Source organism: Dactylosporangium sp. NPDC006015 (genome assembly GCF_040614215.1).
Classification (GTDB): Bacteria; Actinomycetota; Actinomycetes; order Mycobacteriales; family Micromonosporaceae; genus Dactylosporangium; species Dactylosporangium maewongense.
Genome location: NZ_JBEXUD010000055.1, coordinates 25338 through 40764, shown reverse-complemented (window position 1 = coordinate 40764; position 15427 = coordinate 25338). Strand labels below are relative to the sequence as shown.

The following is a 15427-nucleotide window of genomic DNA, read 5'->3' as shown; positions in this document are numbered from 1 at the left end:
ACCGGTCAGCTGCGGTGCCGGCCGGCAACCGGTGGCCGCGGCGCCGGCTCAGCGCACGACATCGGTCACGGCGGCGATCCACGCGAGCGCGTCCTGTTCGGCAGCGAACGAACGGCGCGTCGCGTAGACCGTCGCCGTGTCGCCGACCGTGACCACGAAGGTGACCGCCCAGGTCTCCTGGTCGCGGCGGAGCATGCGGGCCTTCGTGTCGAGGTGCACGGGCGCGACCAGGGTCGCGTGGTCGAGGTTGAGATACGTGGCCTGCGACGTCGCCATCTCCACGACCGGGACGAGCCTCATCACCGCACTGTAGGCGATGCAACCTTCCCGCAGGCCCGGCCGTGTTCACTGGCATGAGCAGCGACGCCCGGCAGGCGTACGACGACTTCTACCGCGGGACCTCGCGCCGCACGATGCGCTACGCGTTCGGCCTGACGGGTGACCTCGGCGACGCCCAGGACCTGACCCAGGAGGCGTATGTGCGCGCCTGGCAGCGGTGGCACCGCCTGCGCGAGTACGACTCGGCGGAGGCCTGGCTGCGCTCGGTGATCTACCGGCTGGCCACGGACCGGTGGCGGCGGCTAGCGGTGCGGCGGCTGTTCGCGGCGAAGGTGCCGCCGGCCGGGGTGGCGCCGGCGCCGAGCGAGGACACGCTGCTCGTCGTCGCGATGCTGCGGGAGCTGCCGGCGGCGCAGCGGCGGGCGCTGGTCCTGCACTACCTGCTGGACCGGCCGGTGGACGAGATCGCGGCGGAGACCGGGGTGCCGGTCGGGACGGTCAAGTCGTGGCTGTCCCGGGGGCGCTCCGCCCTTGCCCTGACCGTGGAGAGTGGTGAGCGCGATGCATGACCAGATCATCGACCGGCTGGCGGCGCTCGGTGCGGACGCCGACCGGGTGGTCCTCGCCGACCCGGCGGACCTTCGCCGCGCCGGTACCCGCCGCAACCGCAGGCGACTCGCCGCGGTGACCCTTGCCGTCCTCGCGGTGCTCGGCGGCACCGCCGTCGCGCTTCGGCCGGCGGGCCAGGCGCCGCCGCCGACCCCGGCCGACTCCCGGACGGCGGTCCCGAGGGAGCCATGCGAGATCCACCTCGCCGGCTGCTTCCCGCCGGAGGTGAGCGTCTACGCCGAGCGGCTGCCCGCGCCGTGCCCCGACACGCGCCACCCCAGCGAGGCGAAGCTGATCGGCCGCAGCAGCGGGCTTCAGGTGTTCACGTTGTACGTCCCGCCGCCGCCCACGACCACCCGGGCCGGCGTGACGGAGTCGGCCTACCGCCCCGGCGGGGCGAGCGAGTACCTCGCCGAGGTCCGGGCGATGCTGGCCCGCTGCCCGTCGGTCGAGCGCGCCGGCCCCGGCTCCGCGCCGCTGACGCTGCGGTACCGGCTGGTCTCGACCGGCGAGCTCGGCGGCGACGAGTCGGTGCTGCTGAGCCGCACGTACCAGACGGACCTCGGCGAGCAGACGTTCCTCATCGCGCTGGTCCGGCGCGGCGACACGGTCCTGGCGGTCATGGACTACGGCTGGCAGGGCGCCCCGGCGTCGCGGTCCGACCTCGACCGCTTCCTGCGCGAGCGCAAATAGCAGGGGGTGCCGCCGGACCGGCGGCACCCCCTCTTTGAACTACGGGCGGATCAGATGTTCCAGACCTGGAAGGACGAGATCTGCCCCGCCGGCCAGCCGGAGTTGGCGGTGATGTTCAGCCGGACGTAGCGCTGGGTCTGCGCCGGGAACGTGATCGTGACGGTGTTGCCCGCCCCGCCGGTGAAGGCGTAGGACGCGGTGTCCTTCAGCGTCGAGAAGCTCGAGCCGTTGGTGCTGCCGACGACCTGGATGGTCTGGTTGCGGGCGCCCCACGAGGTGGGCAGCTGCAGGACCACCTTGCTGATGCTCTGCGCGGAGCCGAGGTCGACCTGGACCCACTGCGGGAAGGCGTTGTTGTTGCTCTCCCAGTAGGAGTTCTGGTCGCCGTCGGTGACGTTGCCGGAGCCGTACACCTGGACGTGGCTGGACTCGCTGGTCGGCTTGCCCGCGGCGAGGTTGGTCGGGGTGGTGCCCCCGGCGCCGGTGCCGGTCAGCGAGACCGTGGTCGGGCTGTTCTGCGCGTTGCTGGTGACCGTGAGCGTGCCGGTCCGCGTGCCGGACGCGGTGGGCCGGAAGGTCACGTTGACGACGCAGGACGCGCCGACCGCGATCGAGCTACAGTTGTTCGTCTGCTGGTAGTCACCAGTGGCGGTCACGCCTGAGACGGTGGCCGCCGCGGTGCCCGTGTTGCTGATCGTGACCGCCTGCGAGCCGCTGGTGGTGTTCAGCGCCTGCGACGCGAAGGTCAGGCCGGTCGGGTTGGCGCTGAGGACCGGCGCGGTCGGCGTGGTGCCGCCGCTCGGGTAGACCTCGAGCTCCGCGACCTGGCCGGCGGGCCAGCCGGTGTTCGCGCTGATGTTGACGCGGACGTACCGGGTGTTCGTCGCCCCGAAGGTCAGGTTGACCGTGTTGCCGCTGGCCGGGTTGAACGTCTGGGCGGCGGAGCCGACGATCGTGCTGAAGCTGGAGCCGTCGGTGCTGCCCTGGACCGACAGCGTCTGCTGGCGGGTCGCCCACGCGGCGTCCGGCGGGAGCTTCAGCGTGACCTTGCCGATGCTGGTGGTCGCGCCCAGGTCCACCTGGACCCACTGCGGGAACGCGTTGTTGGTGCTCTCCCAGTAGGTGGCGGCGTTGCCGTCGGTGACCGTGGTCGCCGCCTGCGTGCCGTTGACCTGGCTGCTGGCGGTGGCGGGCCGGTTGAGGGCGATGTTCGTGTTGGTGCCGATGCCGGAGCCGGACAGGCCGACCGTGGCCGGGCTGTTGTTGGCGTTGCTGGCGACCGTCAGCGTGCCGGTGCGGGCACCCGAGGCGGTCGGGGTGAACTTCACGGTGACCGTGCAGGAGGCGCTGACCGCGAGGGAGCCGCAGTTGTTGGTCTGGCTGTAGTCACCGCTGGTGGTGACCCCGGAGACCGTGGCCGCCGTGGTACCGGAGTTGGTGAAGGTCACCGTCTGGGTCGGGGCGGACGCGCCCACCACCGTACCGGCGAAGGACAGCGAGCCCGGGTCGGCGTTGATGACCGGTCCGGGTGCCACACCCGTGCCGGACAGCGGGACGGTGCTGGTGACGCCTGCGGCGGTCACGCTCAGGTTGCCGGTGCGGGTGCCCGCCGCCGACGGCCGGAACGTCACGCTCACGGTGCAGGACGAGCCGGCGGCGATGCTGGTGCCGCAGGTGTTCGTCTGGGTGAAGTCGCCGCTGGCGGCGATCGTGCCGACCGGGGCCGACGCGGTGCCGCTGTTGGTGACGGTCACGGCCTGGGCCGCGCTGGCGCCACCGGTCGCGACCGAGCCGAAGCCGAGCGCGTTCGGGCTGACGGTGATGTTGGAGCCGTTGTCGGGCAGGTACGGCGGGAACGTCGGCGTCGGCATCGTGCAGGCGGTCGAGCCGAAGATGCCGGAGTTGCCGCCGCCGTCGGTGAGGTTGAACCCGGCGCCGCAGTTGTAGATCGGCGCGGGGCCCTGGGTGCCGGTGGCGGTGCTGTTCGTGATCGTCGCCGCGCCGGCGACCTGGAGCTGCGCCACGAACGTGCCGGTGTTCTGGATCGTCGCGTTGTTGATCTTCACGTTGTTGATCTGCGAGCCCGAGACGAACTGGATCGCCTCGTACGGGCTCTGCTGGATCAGGATGTTGTCGACGTTGGTCAGGCCGTTCATCACGCCGTCACGGGCGTCGAACCACAGCGCGCCGACGCCGAACTGCCAGTTCGGGTCGAGGTTGCCGGACCGGATGATGGTGTTGCGCAGCACGTCGGTGCGGCCGATCGGGGTGGACGCGAAGCGCTGCCCGACGTGGATGCCGCCGCCCTGGCTGAGGCCGGCGTCGATGACCCTGTTGTCGGTCACGAAGTTGTCGTGGCCGCCGTAGATCGCGATGCCGTTGGCGAGGATGGGCAGCTCGACCGTGTTGTGGTCGAACGAGTTGTTCACGTCGGCGTTCTGCTCGGCCCACATTGCCAGGCCGTCGTCGCCGGGGTTGCGGACGTGGCTGTTGGTGACCTTCGAGTTCGTCACGCCGTTGTGGAAGTTGATCGCGTCGGCGTTGTAGTTGCGCAGCCGCATCTGGTCGAACACCAGGTTGGTGAACGGCCCGTCCATCCAGGCGCCGACCTTGGTGTGCTCGATCCACACCCGGGTGACGGTGGAGTTGCTCAGCGAACCGCCGATGCCGTTGACCTGGTCGGCGTCGTTGCGCTCCTGCACGTTGCCGAAGATCGAGAAGTCCGACAGGTGCACGTTGGAGCTGGGCGTCGGCGCGTAGTTGCCGTAGAACCCGATCCGGTCACCGGTCGTCTTCGAGTGCCACATGCCGGCACCCTTGATCGTGATGTTGTTGACCGCGATGTGGCCCTGGATCTTGAACGTGCCCGGCGGGATCCACACCGTGCCGCCCGCGCCCGCGGACGCGATCGCCTGGTTCATCGCGGGCGTGGAGTCGTTGACACCGTTCGGGTCGGCACCCTTGCTCGTGATCGACACCGAGCCGGCCGGCTGCGACAGCGGACCGGCGACGTTCTCGAAGTCCGCGAGGTCAATGGTGTACGACGAGGCGGTCGAGTCGGCGTCGACCTGCAGGCGGAACTTCGTCCCCTGCGGGTAGACCTGCGGGAAGAGGCGGTTGACCTCGTCGTAGTAGTGGTGGTGGTTGCTGCCCGGCTGGTTGCTAAACGGGTAGCTGCTGTAGTAGTGGCTGTACGCGTTGGTCAGCGTGAAGTTGTTGGACCGGACCCCGTTGATGTACAGCGAGATCGGCGCCGTGTACACCGAGCCGTTGCTGGAGTCCGGGATGCTGTAGCGGAACACCATCGAGTTCGTCGCGACCGGCGTGGTGAACTCGACGTACTTGCCACTGCCCTGCAGCGTGACGGCTTTGCGGTAGGACGCCTCACCGGCGAGGGTGTTGTAGGCGGCGCTCGGGCCGATGACGGTGCCGTTGGTGGCGGCGTTCTCCGCCTGCACCTCGACAAAGGGCAGCGTCGCACCGACGCCGCCGGTCGCGGCCGCCGCGGCCGGCGACATCGTCAGACCGACGACGACGCCCGCGGCAGCGAGGGTGGTGCCCGCGGTCAGGGCAACGAAACGCCCCTTCCGCCTGGCACCTCGAGTGGACCGGAACATGTGTTGCTCGCTTTCGACGGGGCCGTGCCGCGCAAGCATCAGCCGGCCGGCCGCGAGTTGGCGGTGTCGGGCTGGTCGGCGCTGGTGGTGACGATCGAACGGCGGGGTGGGTTTTTGTACACCGGTTGGCGGGGCGGTGCAAGAGGGACCGTAACTCCACCAACACCGCTGCGCAATATCCAGACACATCTTTGCTGTTTTCGAACGTGTTCTTGCAAGGCTTGAGCACCCATCCGCTCACGTTCCGCTTGGCTTTGCCGCGCGACCGCTCGGCGCTCCACCGCGCCACTGGGCTCCCCTGACCGTCACCACATCGCCAACACTCGATGCGACCGTCCGCTGCCGCAGCTCGGCCCGGTTCATCCCGTGCTGTGGACCGCCCTCGGACGGCAGACGAGAGGAACCAGTACATGCGACGCAAACTCGCTCTTGCCGCCGGCCTCGCGCTCGGCCTGTTCGCGAGCCTCGTCCTGTCCCCCGCGGCCCCGGCCCAGGCCGAGTCGAACGGCGGCGTCCGCGTCATGCCGCTCGGCGACTCGATCACCGACGGGTTCAACGTGCCCGGCGGCTACCGGATCAACCTGTGGCAGCGGCTCGCCGCCGGCGGGTACACCGTCGACTTCGTCGGGTCGGGCTTCAACGGCCCGGCGTCCCTCGGCGACCACGACCACGAGGGCCACTCAGGCTGGCGGATCGACCAGCTCGACGCCAACATCGTCGGCTGGCTGCAGGCGACCTCGCCGCGCACCATCCTCCTGCACATCGGCACCAACGACATGAACCAGAACTACGACGTCGCCAACGCCCCGGCCCGGCTGTCCGCTCTCATCGACAAGATCCGTGCGAACGCGCCGTCGGTCGAGCTCTTCGTCGCCCAGATCACCCCCGAGACCAACGCGACGCAGGAGGCCCGCGTCCAGGCCTACAACGCCGCGATCCCCGGCATCGTCGCCGGCAAGGGTCCGATGACGCACCTGGTCGACATGCACTCCGCCATCACCACCGCCGACCTCGCCGACGGCGTGCACCCGAACGCCACCGGTTACGACAAGATGGGGGCGCGCTGGTTCTCCGCCCTCCAGTCCGTCCCCGGCAGCCTCACCCCGACCATCCCACCGGTCGGCACCGCCGTCTCACTGGTCAACCCGCAGTCGAACCGCTGCATGGACGTCGCCGGCGCCAGCACCACCGCCGGCGCCCAGGTCCACATCTGGGACTGCCACGGCGGCACCAACCAGAAGTGGACCCGCACCGCCGCCGGCGAGATCCGCGTGTACGGCAACCGCTGCCTCGACGTCAACGGCAACGGCACCGCCGACGGGACGAAGATCCAGATCTGGGACTGCAACGGCACCGCCGCCCAGAAGTTCACCTTCAACGCCAACGGCTCCATCACCGGCACCGGCTCCGGCAAGTGCGTCGACGTGAACGCCTCAGGCACCGCCAACGGCACCAAGGTCCAGCTCTGGACCTGCAACGGCACCGGCGCCCAACGCTGGGCCGCCCGCCCCTAGCCTGCCGGCCTGATCCCCGCTCCGACCGGGTGCGTCCACCTCGGGCGCACCCGGCTTTCCCTGCCCGATCAGGGCGGCTCGGAACAACCCGACCTCGCCCGCATCCAGCCCTCCCGCCCGGTCAGGTCAACCGCCCCGACCACGCCCGCACCCGGCCCTCTCCGCCCCGACCACGCCCGCACCCGGCCCTCTCCGCCCCGACCTCGCCCGCACCCGGCCTTCTCCGCTCCGATCGGGTCGGCGGGGCCGACCTCGGGCGCACCCGGCCCTCCCCGCCCGATCAGGGCGGCCGGACCAACCCGACCTCGTACGCGAACACGACCGCCTGCACCCGGTCACGCACCTCCAGCTTCAGCAGGACCCGGCCCACGTGCGTCTTCACGGTCGTCTCCGCCACGTTGAGCCGCTCCCCGATCTCCGGGTTGGACAGCCCTTCGGCCACCAGCAGCAGCACCTGCCGCTCCCGGTCCGTCAGGCTCGCCAGCCGCCGCAACGCCTCGGGGTCCTCAACCGCCGGCGGCGCCGTCACGAACTTCCCCGCGAACCGGTCCAGCAGGCTCCGCGTCGCCCTGGGCGCCACCATCGCCTCACCACCCGCGACGGCCCTGATCGCCGCCAGCAGATCCCCCGGCGGCGCGTTCTTCAGCTGAAACCCGCTCGCCCCCGCCTGCAACGCCGCAAACGCGTCCTCATCCGTGTCGAACGTCGTCAAAATCAGCACCCGCGGCCCACCCGGCCGCGCACACAGCGCCTCGGTCGCCGCGATCCCGTCCATCACCGGCATGCGGATGTCCATCACCACGACATCCGCCTCCACCCGCCGCAGCAACCGCAACGCCTCGGCCCCGTCACCCGCCTCCCCCACCACCACCATGTCTTCCTGCGCCGACAGCACCATCCTGAACCCAGCGACGATCAGCTCCTGATCGTCGACGATCACCACCCGGATCACCGGCCCCACCCGCCCCCGGCCACCATCCCGACCGCGCCTCCCCCACCCACCGCGCCCACCTTCAGCACACCCAGCCCGCCGCCCCGGCCCTGCCGACCACCGCGCCCGTCTCCTCGGTGACCGTCTCCAACAACGCCCATCCCGACCTCATCCGCGCGCCCCGCGTCCGATCCAGCTCCGTCCGCACGCGCTGCGTCCACCACGATGCCATCCACTCGCACTGCATCTGCCTCGACCCAACCCGCGCGCATCGCACCAGCTCCGTCCGCGCGGGCCGCGTCCACCGCAACGCCATCCGCACGCACTACGTCCGTCCCGGCCCCATCCGCGCGCGCCGCATCCGCCTGACGTCCATCGGCGCGGGCCGTCTCCCCTGCGGTGCCGGCCGCTCGTGCTGCGGTCGCCGGGGCATCGGTTGCCGGAGCGCTGTCGCCGTCGGCCGCGCCTGCTGGAGGCGTTGGCGACTCGCCCAGTGGAACGGCCGGCGGTGGCGTCCTGGGAATCGTGGCGGTGACGGTCCACCCTCCGTCGAACCGCGGACCGGCGCTCACCGTCCCGCCGTGCAGCGCGACCCGCTCCCGCATGCCGATCAGGCCGTGACCGCCCGAGCCTTTCGCGGCGGCGGGCAGCCGGCCGCCGCCGTCGTCCGTGGCCTCGATCACGATGTGCTCGGGCGCGTACTCCAGTCGCAGGGTCACCTTCGCGTCCGGGCCCGCGTGCCGGAGGGTGTTGGTCAGGGACTCCTGCACGATGCGGTACGCGGTCAGCTCCTCCGCCACGCTCAACCCCGCCGGGGTGCCCACCGTCTCCAGCTCGACCCGCAGGCCGGCCCGCTCGACGAGCCGGTCGAGCTCCGCCAGGCCGACGCGCCGCCTGGACACGTCCCCCGCGCCGGGAGTCGCGCCCCGCAGGACGCTCACCACCCGGCGCATGTCCTCGAGGGCGTCGCGGCCGGTGGCGGCGATCGTGTCGAGGGCGTGGCGGGCCCGCGACGCGGACGGGTCGAGGGTGTACCCGGCGCCGTCCGCCTGGACGATCATCACGCTCAGGCTGTGGGCGACGACGTCGTGCAGCTCTCGGGCGATCGCGGCGCGCTCGTCGGCGGCGGCGAGGCGGGCGAGGTGGTCGCGCTCGCGTTCGAGGGTGGCGGCCCGCTCCTCGAGGCTCGCCACGTACAGCAGCCGGGTCCTCACCCCGTACGCGGAGAACCACACAGCGATGGTCAGCGTGCCGATGATCCACGTGATGGTGCCGAAGTTGTCGGTCCTGCGGGCCTCGACGGCGGCGCCGATGACGACGCCGATGCCCGCGCCGACGCCGGCGAGGATGCCCCAGAACAGCTGGGGCCGGTACTTGACGACGGCGAACATGGACATCAGCACCGCCATGTCATAGAGACGCATCGCGTCGTCGAACAGCAGGTGCAGCGGCGCCGCCGTGTAGACGATGCAGGCGACGACCAACGGATAGCGGCGACGGGCCAGCATGGCGACCGCCATGACGAGCCCGATCGCGACGACGGGCGGCTCCAGCCCGCGCTCCATCACCGTCACGTACAGCACGGATCCTGCGAGGCCCCCGTCGAACAGCCAGGTCCTGATGCGCCGGAGGTGTTCGCCGTTCCACACGTCGTCCACGATAGGTCTTCAATCTGCCAGTGCTACGACGACTGCGACGTTTGCCGCTCTGCGTGACGGGAGGACTGCGGCGAGTGTGCCCGCAAGCGCCGCGAGCCCGACGAACGCTCCCAGCTGCCCGACCGGGACCGCGATCAAGGTGTCGACCTCCCCGAACCCCGCATCCGCGGTGAGCAACCCGTAGACGAGGCCGAACGCCACCCCGACGACGGCGCCGGCCGCGGCCATCAGCACCGCCTCGGCGAGCAGCGTCACGCGGAGCTGCCCGCGGGTCAGGCCGAGCGCCCGCAGCAACGCGGACTCGCGGGTCCGCTCCAGTACCGACAGCGACAGCGTGTTGGCGATGCCGACGAGCGCGATGATCAGCGCCAGCGCGAGGAGGACGGCGATCACGGCGACGATCTGGTCGATCGCGTTGTTGCGTTCGTCGCGGAACTCCTTGAGGTCGCCGACCTGGATCAGCGGGTGCGCCGCGAGGGCGGCGTCGATCTGGTGGCGTGCGGTCGTCGCCGGTACGCCACCAGCGGCGCGGACCATGACGAGCGAGGCCCCGACGGCCGCCGGGAACAGCGCCCTGTAGTCGGTGTCGGTGACCATGACGTCGCCGACGAGCGTCGCGCTCTGGACCGTCGCGGCGACCGTCACCGTGATCGAGTGGCCGCCGGGACCGGTCAGCCGGAGCTGGTCGCCGACCCGCCGCCCGGCGAGGGCGTCGGAGCCGCTGGCCACGACGGCGGTCCCGGGCCGCAGGTCCGTCAGCCGCCCGGCGGAGACGACGGGCCGGAACGCCGTGCCGATCGCCGCCTCGTCGATGGTCCCGACGAGCAGCCCGCCGCCGGTGCTCTTCGCATTGTCCTGCCTGACCGCGACGACGAGGTCGAAGGCGGGGTCGGCGCGCAGTCCCGCGGTCACCGCCGCCGGGACCGTCGCCGGCCGGTCGCCGCCGGTGACCGCGGGCGTGAGCAGGTAGTCGACGGGGAACGCCTTGTCGAGCTGAGCTTCGGCGGTGCGGTTGACGGTCGCGGCGATGGTGCTGCCGCCGGCCATCAACGCGACCCCCACGAGCAGCGCGGCCGTGGTCGCCGCCGTGCGGCCCGGGTTGCGCCTGGCGTTGGCGACGGCCAGGCGGACCGGCGCGCCGGCGAGGCGGCCCGGCAGCCATCCGACCGCGGACACCAGCGGCCCGATGAACAGCGGCAGGAGCAGCAGCACCGCGAGGAACACGCTCGTGCCACCCACCATGACGATCACCATCGCGGTCAGCGGATCACCGGTGCGCATCCCGGCCACGGTCAGCGCGACCCCCGCGACGATGAGCAGCGCCGCGGACACGACCAGCACGACCCGCCCACGCCGGCTGCCACCGCGCCCGAACGGCGTGATCCGCAGCGCCGCGATCGGCGGCACCCGGGTCGCCCGGATCGCGGGCACCAGCGCCGACACGGTCGTGAGGACCACACCGAGGAGCAGCGCCACCAGTACCGGCGAAACACCGACAACCAGTCGACCGGTGGGCAGCCCGATGCCCGGCAGTGCCCCACCGCGGGACAGTCCGAAGCCGATCGCGAGGCCGACACCGATCCCGAGCGCGGCGCCCGTGAACCCGACCGCGGCGGCCTCGGCGATGACCCGCCGGAACACCTGCGCGCGGGTGGCGCCGACGCACCGCAGCAGCGCCGTCTCCCGCATGCGCTGGGCGAGCAGGATGTTGAATGTGTTGGCGATGACGAGCGCGGCGACGAGCACCGCGACGACCGCGAAGAGCTGCAACCCGATGAGCAGGCCGTCGATCTGGCTGAACGCCTCCCGGGCCAGGTCGCGCCGCAGCTGGTCGCCGGTGCGCACCTTCCCCGGCGCCGTGACGTGCGAGCGGACGGCGGCGGGTGCGGTGCCGTCGGCGACGGTCGCGACGACCTCGCGGAAGCCGGTGGCGCCGGTGAGCCGCACGAGCGCCGGCCGGGTGAGCACGACCGTGGACGCGTTGCCGCCGTCGACGCCGGTGATGTCGACGATGCCGACGAGCCGGAACTCGTGCCGCTGCTCGTCGGCGCCCACCAGCGCGATGGTGTCGCCGACCTGGTAGCCGGTGCGCCGGGCGCTGCGGGCGTCGAGCGCCGCGTCGCCGTCGCCCTGTGGCAACCCGCCCGTGCGCAGGTCGAAGGGGCGCAGCTCGGCGCGGTCACCGACGTCGACGGCGTGGCCGGGCACGCCGAACTCGGTGACGAGACGGCCGTCGCGGTCGATGAGCGGTGCCTGCTCCGCCATACGGCCTTCGACGGCTGTGACGCCGTCCAGCCGGCCGATCTCCTCCACTGTGGACAGTGGTAGGCGGGTGCGGTCGGCGGCGGTGACGGCGAGGTCGACGTTGCGGGCGGAGCGGGCGTATTCGTCGAGCAACGCGGCGCGGGTCGTGTCGCCGAAGATCATGATGCCGGCGACGAACCCGACGGCGAGCACGATGGCCAGCGCGGTGGGCACGAGGCGGCGCGGTCGCAGCCCGGACAGTGCGGTGCGTCGCATGTCAGGCCCCCAGCCGCTTGAGCAGGTCCAGCACGGCCTCGGGCGTGGGGCCGCGCAGCTCGTCGACGATGCGGCCGTCGGCGAGCATGACGACCCGGTCGGCGTAGGAGGCGGCGACGGGGTCGTGGGTCACCATGACCACCGTCTGACCCAGCTCCCGGACGCTGCGGCGCATGACGGACAGGACGTCGGCCCCGGCGCGGGAGTCGAGGTTGCCGGTCGGCTCGTCGGCGAAGACCACGTCGGGCCGGCCGAGCAGCGCCCGGGCGCACGCCACCCGCTGCTGCTGACCGCCGGACAGCTGACTGGGCGTGTGCCGCAGCCGCTCGCCGAGGCCGAGCACCGACACCACCTGCGCGAACCGCCGCTGGTCGGGCCTGCGGCCCGCGAGGTCGAACGGCAGCAGGATGTTCTGCTCGGCGGTCAGCGTCGGCAGCAGGTTGAAGGACTGGAAGATGAACCCGACCCGCTCCCGGCGCAGCAGCGTCAGTGCCTTGTCGGACAGGCCCGTCAGCTCCGTGCCACCCAGCCGGACCGAGCCGGACGTCGCGGTGTCCAGCCCCGCGAGGCAGTGCATCAGCGTGGACTTGCCGGACCCGGACGGGCCCATGATCGCGGTGAACTCGCCGGCGGGAAACGCGACGCCGACGCCGTCCAGGGCGCGCACCGTGGTGTCGCCTGTTCCATACACCTTCACGAGGTCGGTCACTTCGACCGCGAGCGTCGTTGTCATGGGAGGCAAGGTAGGCGCGGCGCGGGTGCCGCGTCGTCGTCGTCAAGCACACCATGGCTGTCCTACTCAGGTCGGACACGGGCAGTTTCGGGTCGGCCCGCGGGAGGACGACACGGCGGCGCGGGCGGGGCTAACTTCGGCGGCACCGAGCGAGAGGATTCGCCATGCGCCACCTGTACTTGTCCCGCCGCCGACTGCTGGGGGCTGCCGCCGCGGGCGCCGGCCTGACCGTGTTGCCCGCGATGCCCGCCGTCGCCGCGCCGCGAGGCGCCAAGCCCGCGTTCCGGCTGCCCGCGCCGACCGGCCCGCACCCGATCGGGACGGTGCCGCTGCATCTCGTCGACCCGGCGAGGACCGACCCCTGGATGGCGCCCGCCCGGCCCAGGGAGCTCATGGTGCAGCTGTGGTATCCGGCCGCATATCCGGCCGGCCCACCGGCACCATGGCTGACCCCGGCCGAGGCAGGGCCGGTCGGCCGGGACCTCGCCGAGACGGTCAGCGGCGTCCAGCGGGACCTGCCCGGCCTGGCAGCGGTCCGCACCCACGCGCACACGGGCGCACCGATCGCCGCGCGGCGTGGCGGCTGGCCGGTGGTGCTGTTCTCACCCGGGTATGGCGCCGGGCGCAACTCCAGCGCGGCACTGGTGGAGGACCTCGCCAGCCGCGGCCACGTCGTGGTGACCGTCGACCACACCCACGACCCGATCGCCGTCGAGTTCCCCGGCGGCCGCGTCGAGCCCAACACGATCACGGCGTTGATCGCGCAGATCGAGGACCCGGCCCAGTTCGACACGTTCGCGGCGAAGATGGTCGCGGTCCGCTCCGCTGACCTGCGGTTCGTGCTGGACCGTCTGGCGACCCTCGACGACGGCGGCAATCCCGACGTCGAGCGGCGCCGCCTCCCGGCCGGGACCCGCGGCTCGTTGCGCCTGACGCACGTCGGTGCCCTCGGCCACTCGCTCGGCGGCGCCACCGCCGCCCAGGCGATGCACGACGACCGTCGGATCCGCGCGGGAGTCAATCTCGACGGCGCCTTCTACGGTACAGACGCCGCAGCGGGACTCGATCGGCCGTTTCTGCTGTTCGCGGCAGGTGACACCGACCGCGGCAACACGCCGGGCTGGGGTGTGTTCGCCGACCACCTGCGCGGCTGGCACCGCGAGCTGAGGATGCCCGGCGCGCGGCACCTGGCGTTCCACGACTCGGTGCTGATGATCCCGACGCTCGCGGCGCTGCCGGGCGCGCAGACCGGCGACGCCTACGGGACGATCGACGGGCCGCGGGTGGCCGCGGTCGTCAGGGCATACGTGGGCGCGTTCTTCGACCTGCACCTGCGCGGATCCGGCGCTGACTGCGGGCTGCTCGACGCGGCGTCGCCGCGGTATCCGGAGATCGGGTTCGTGGCATGAGCGGGCGTTACCGCGGCGCGGTGCTGGAGGACTTCACCGATGCGGCCGTCGCCCGGCTCGTCGCCGCCGACCGGGCCGGGTTCTGGCGGACCTCGGAGCACGCCCCCGACGAGCTCGTGGACCGGCTCGCCGACAGGGTCGCCGGGTCGCCGCCGGTCGAGCCGTGGCGGCACCGGCCGCGCGCCGACCTCGACGCAGCGCGCGTGGAGCTGCTGCTCGGGGCCGACACGGACCGGTCGCTGGCGCGTCTGGGGCAGCTGGCCCGGTCGTCGGGCGCGGTTCGCCAGATGTGCGGGGCGCGGGGCGTGTGGGTGCCGGCGGACGGCCCGGCGAGGCGGCGCTACCTGCCGCAGGCACGGACGATCGTGACGGCCCGCACGGCGGATCCGCGGTTGGAGGCGTTCGTCGATCCGGGAGCGGTGTTCGGGGATCCGCGCGGGCTTGGCTGCGCGCTGCCGCTCTCGGTGCCACTGCTGGTGAGCGACGCGCTGCTGCCGGCGGCCGTGCGGGGCGGCGGGCACGCGTTCGTGATGAGCCTCTGCTCGGAGTGTGACGCCGACGAGGACGTGCGGGCCGGCTACGGCTGGGCGTCCGGGAGGTTCGACGAGGAGCGCGTCGAGTCGTGCCCCGGCTATCCGCCCGACGGCTGTCCGGAGCCGCCGCGGTTGCGGCTCGCCCCGGCCGGCGAGCGCCGGTGGGACGACGTGGGGCGGCTCGGTGGGCGGCCCGCGTGGTCGCAGGCGTCACCACAGTGGCCGGACTGCTGTGGCCGGCCGATGTGGTTCGTCGGGCAGCTCCAGACGGGCGAGTTCGGCGGCGTGGGAGGCGCGATCTTCGGGTTCCGTTGCGAGTGCGGTCATGCGGCCCAGTCCCGCCAGCTCACCTGAGCACCGCGGGCGTCGGCGACCGGCCGGCCGTGGAGCTGCGACCGCGGTCGGGGCGCCGTGCCGGCCGCGCCGCGCCGCGAGGGAGTCGGCAGCGCCCGCGGCCAGGTGCCATGCCGACCAGGCCGCGACGGGATGGGCCCGCCACCGCAGCCGGAACGGGGATGGGCCTGCCACCGCGGGCCGCAACGGGGGTAGGCCCGCCACCGCGGTCGGAAGGAGGTGAGTCTGCCACCGCGGGCCGCAACGGGGGTAGGCCCGCCACCGCGGTCGGAAGGAGGTGAGTCTGCCACCGCGGGCCGCGACGGGGGTGGTTTGCCACCGCGGGTCGGGACGCCATTCCGGCCGGGGCATGACGAGAGTCGGCCTGCCACCGCGATCCAGGCGCCAGTCCTGGGGTCGCGACCGCGGGATGGCGTCATGCCGGCCGGGGCCCGCGACGAGCTAACGGCCTGCCACCGCGATCCAGATGCCAGACCTGGCGTCGCGACCGCGGGATGACGTCATGCCGGCCGGGGCCCGCGACGAGCTAACGGCCTGCCACCGCGATCCAGATGCCAGACCTGGCGTCGCGACCGCG

11 protein-coding genes are annotated in these 15427 nt (G+C 72.5%); 5 read left to right on the top strand and 6 right to left on the bottom strand.

All coding sequences use genetic code 11. The annotated features are described in order from the left end of the window. Window positions 1–48: 48 nt before the first annotated feature. Complete coding sequence (locus ABZ321_RS50330) at window positions 49–300, bottom strand: hypothetical protein (protein ID WP_344504607.1); 252 nt, start codon at window positions 298–300, stop codon at window positions 49–51. 53 nt (window positions 301–353) lie between these two features. On the opposite strand from ABZ321_RS50330, the gene ABZ321_RS50325 reads away from it, so the two are divergent. Both ABZ321_RS50325 and ABZ321_RS50320 read left to right on the top strand, forming a co-directional pair. Further along, on the top strand, window positions 354–848 hold the full coding sequence (locus ABZ321_RS50325) for a SigE family RNA polymerase sigma factor (protein ID WP_354903514.1): 495 nt from the start codon (window positions 354–356) through the stop codon (window positions 846–848). Beyond that, on the top strand, window positions 841–1581 hold the full coding sequence (locus tag ABZ321_RS50320) for a hypothetical protein (RefSeq protein WP_354903513.1): 741 nt from the start codon (window positions 841–843) through the stop codon (window positions 1579–1581). The genes ABZ321_RS50325 and ABZ321_RS50320 overlap by 8 nt, the downstream gene beginning before the upstream one ends. Before the next feature lie 50 nt (window positions 1582–1631). Here ABZ321_RS50320 and ABZ321_RS50315 read toward each other — a convergent pair whose 3' ends face one another. Further along, complete coding sequence (locus tag ABZ321_RS50315) at window positions 1632–5198, bottom strand: choice-of-anchor D domain-containing protein (protein WP_354903512.1); 3567 nt, start codon at window positions 5196–5198, stop codon at window positions 1632–1634. Between the two features lie 410 nt (window positions 5199–5608). Between ABZ321_RS50315 and ABZ321_RS50310 the strand changes: the two genes are divergently transcribed. Then, window positions 5609–6712 carry a ricin-type beta-trefoil lectin domain protein gene (locus ABZ321_RS50310; protein WP_354903511.1) on the top strand — a complete coding sequence of 368 codons (1104 nt, stop codon included), beginning with the start codon at window positions 5609–5611 and terminating at the stop codon, window positions 6710–6712. Window positions 6713–6992: 280 nt separating this feature from the next. Here the strand turns inward: ABZ321_RS50310 and ABZ321_RS50305 are convergent, their stop codons facing one another. The 4 genes from ABZ321_RS50305 to ABZ321_RS50290 are packed head-to-tail and all read right to left on the bottom strand — an operon-like array spanning window position 6993 to window position 12554. Further along, window positions 6993–7664, bottom strand: a complete 672-nt coding sequence (locus ABZ321_RS50305; protein WP_354903510.1) for a response regulator transcription factor — start codon at window positions 7662–7664, stop codon at window positions 6993–6995. Then, window positions 7661–9301: a sensor histidine kinase gene (locus ABZ321_RS50300; RefSeq protein ID WP_354903509.1), complete on the bottom strand. Its 1641-nt coding sequence runs from the start codon at window positions 9299–9301 to the stop codon at window positions 7661–7663. The genes ABZ321_RS50305 and ABZ321_RS50300 overlap by 4 nt, the downstream gene beginning before the upstream one ends. 9 nt (window positions 9302–9310) lie before the next feature. Next, window positions 9311–11821: an FtsX-like permease family protein gene (locus tag ABZ321_RS50295; RefSeq protein ID WP_354903508.1), complete on the bottom strand. Its 2511-nt coding sequence runs from the start codon at window positions 11819–11821 to the stop codon at window positions 9311–9313. 1 nt (window position 11822) lies between these two features. After that, window positions 11823–12554, bottom strand: coding sequence for an ABC transporter ATP-binding protein (locus ABZ321_RS50290; protein ID WP_344504598.1), 732 nt, complete (start codon window positions 12552–12554; stop codon window positions 11823–11825). Window positions 12555–12718: 164 nt separating this feature from the next. Between ABZ321_RS50290 and ABZ321_RS50285 the strand changes: the two genes are divergently transcribed. After that, window positions 12719–13963, top strand: a complete 1245-nt coding sequence (locus ABZ321_RS50285; protein WP_354903507.1) for a hydrolase — start codon at window positions 12719–12721, stop codon at window positions 13961–13963. Next, window positions 13960–14850, top strand: coding sequence for a hypothetical protein (locus ABZ321_RS50280; protein WP_354903506.1), 891 nt, complete (start codon window positions 13960–13962; stop codon window positions 14848–14850). Before ABZ321_RS50285 ends, ABZ321_RS50280 begins: the two co-directional genes overlap by 4 nt. The last annotated feature ends 577 nt before the right edge of the window (window positions 14851–15427 follow it).